Here is a 2,608-nt window from a genome sequence, read left to right on the forward strand (position 1 = left end):
CCATCTGGTAATTTCGAGCCACTGTATCCATACCAACCATAAAATTATAGGTAGCTTGCAGCGATTTCCAACGACTTTCAAAGAGGTGATTTAACACGCCCTGATCGCCAAAAACTTGGTCATGCAGTTGGTCTGTCAAACTCAACAAGTGCTCCGTCACCTTTTCTTGACGCCAGAGAGCCACATTAATCAGCAAGACACCTGCATTAAAAGTGCTAGGAACTAGCGCATCTGCGACAGCAGCTACTGGCCAGTCTGCCATATCTTCTAAAAAGAGTTGATCTAGGTTTGATCTAACGATAATATCCGAATCCAGGTACAAGGCTAGATCTTCGCTAACAAACTGAGGAATAAAATAACGAAAGAAAGTTGCATAACTTAGGTGGGCTAGTGGCAAACTATACTCTTTCAAACCTTGATGACTAATCTTGACATTGACGATTTTTGAGGCTAGTGGCTCTAGACGTCTCTCCATGAGCTGAAACCATTCTGATGGCAAATCATCATTGAAAACATAAAAAGTCACTGCTCGGTTATGGGCGCAGATTGACTTGATTGTTGTCTCAATTTTGTCCATATAAGCATTATCACCACCGAGTACAATGGCTTTTTGAAGCTCTTTTTTCATTTCGTCCCCTTTTCTTTTCACATTCTTTTGGCTACTTTTCTACTACTATAGTTCTGATTTTTTCGATGATTCTCTCACCTTCCTATTATACCTTTTCCCCTAGTTTATTTCAAACTCAAAAGAGGATTTTCCCATTCTCACATATAGAAAAAACCTTTGAAAAATCATGTTTTCAAAGGTTTTCCATTTCACTATTTATTCATTGATTTTTATATCTTATCAATGACTTTCTTGATCGTCGTTCTGATCCTTCTTGGCAAGAAGACCGATACCTGTCACAGCTGCCAATGCTCCCAACAAAGCAGATGCTACCGAAGTCGACGCTCCTGTATTTGGCAAGACTTGTTTTGGCTTGCTTGAAGCGGATTGACCTTGGCTTGCAATGTTTGCCATTGAGAGAGAAGTGCTTGTTGAAGTAGATGCCAGAGCACTTGCTGACGCAGATCTACTAATAGAATCTGAAGTCGAGAGACTAGCGCTAATCGACGTTGACTCGCTCACTGACATACTTGCTGAAATCGAAGCACTTTCTAGAATCGATTCACTGGCGAACATGCTAGCTGAGAGTGATGCGCTCGTTGAAGTAGATTCGCTCACTGATGTACTTGCTGAGATCGAGGCACTTTCCAATGCTAATTCGTCTGCTAGCATACTTGCAGAAGTTGAAGTACTTGTTGAAGCGGATTGACTAGCGCTGGCTGACGCAGATTCACTGGCGCTCAATGAGGCTGACTGGCTGGTGCTCGCTGAAGCTGACTCACTTGCGCTCGCTGACACTGATTGGCTGGCACTCAATGAAGCGGACTGACTCGAACTTGCTGAAGCCGATTGACTCGAGCTTACAGACGCTGACTCACTCGCACTCACTGAAGCAGATTGACCAGCGCTTACTGAAGCAGATTCACTGGCGCTCACTGATACTGATTGACTCGAACTTGCTGAAGCGGACTGACTCGAGCTTACAGATGCAGATTCGCTTGAACTTACTGAAGCGGATTCGCTGGAGCTTACTGATGCTGACTGGCTGGAGCTTACAGACGCAGATTGACTCGAGCTTACAGACGCTGATTGGCTAGAACTTACTGAAGCGGACTGACTAGCACTTACCGATGCTGACTGGCTGGAGCTTACTGAAGCCAATTCGCTCGCGCTCGCTGACGCGGATTCACTTGAACTTACTGAGGCAGATTGACTCGAACTTGCTGAAGCCGATTCGCTCGCGCTCGCTGACGCGGATTGACTCGAGCTTACAGATGCAGATTCGCTTGAACTTACTGAGGCAGATTGACTAGCACTTACCGATGCTGACTCACTCGAACTTACCGATGCTGACTGGCTGGAGCTTACAGACGCTGACTCACTCGCACTTACTGAAGCGGATTGACTAGCGCTTACGGAAGCAGATTCACTTGCGCTCACTGACGCGGATTCACTTGAGCTTACAGACGCGGATTGACTAGCGCTTACGGAAGCAGATTGACTAGAGCTTACTGAGGCAGACTGGCTGGCACTTGCTGAAGCAGACTGACTAGCACTTACTGATGCGGATTGACTTGAGCTCACCGATACAGATTGGCTCGAACTTGCAGATGCTGATTGGCTAGCACTCACTGAAGCCGATTGACTTGAACTTGCCGATACAAACTCACTTGTGCTGACTGAAGCTGACTGACTTGAGCTTACGGACGCTGACTGGCTAGCACTTGCCGATGCTGATTGGCTCGAACTTGCTGAAGCCGATTGGCTGGCGCTGGCTGAGGCGGATTCACTTGAGCTCACTGAGGTTGATTGACTCGAGCTTGCAGATGCAGACTGGCCAGCGCTCGCTGAGGCTGACTGACTCGAACTTACCGAAGCTGACTGGCTAGCGCTCACTGACTCAGACTGGCTAGCACTTGCCGATGCTGATTGGCTGGAGCTTGCAGATGCAGACTGACTGGCACTCACTGAGACAGACTGACTTGCGCTCACTGAGGCTGA

The 2,608-nt window shown here is 47.2% G+C and carries 2 protein-coding genes; both read right to left on the reverse strand.

Annotated elements, in window-relative coordinates; all coding sequences use genetic code 11:
* On the reverse strand, positions 1–628 hold a 628-nt coding region (locus GMD1S_RS07130; RefSeq protein ID WP_000711915.1), incomplete at its 3' end, for a glycosyltransferase family 8 protein.
* A 219-nt stretch (positions 629–847) separates the two neighbouring features.
* Positions 848–2,608, reverse strand: a 1,761-nt coding sequence (locus GMD1S_RS11800; protein WP_000309396.1) for an LPXTG cell wall anchor domain-containing protein, incomplete at its 5' end; no start/stop codon positions are given.

This window comes from Streptococcus sp. GMD1S (assembly GCF_000296875.1).
Taxonomy (GTDB): Bacteria; Bacillota; Bacilli; order Lactobacillales; family Streptococcaceae; genus Streptococcus.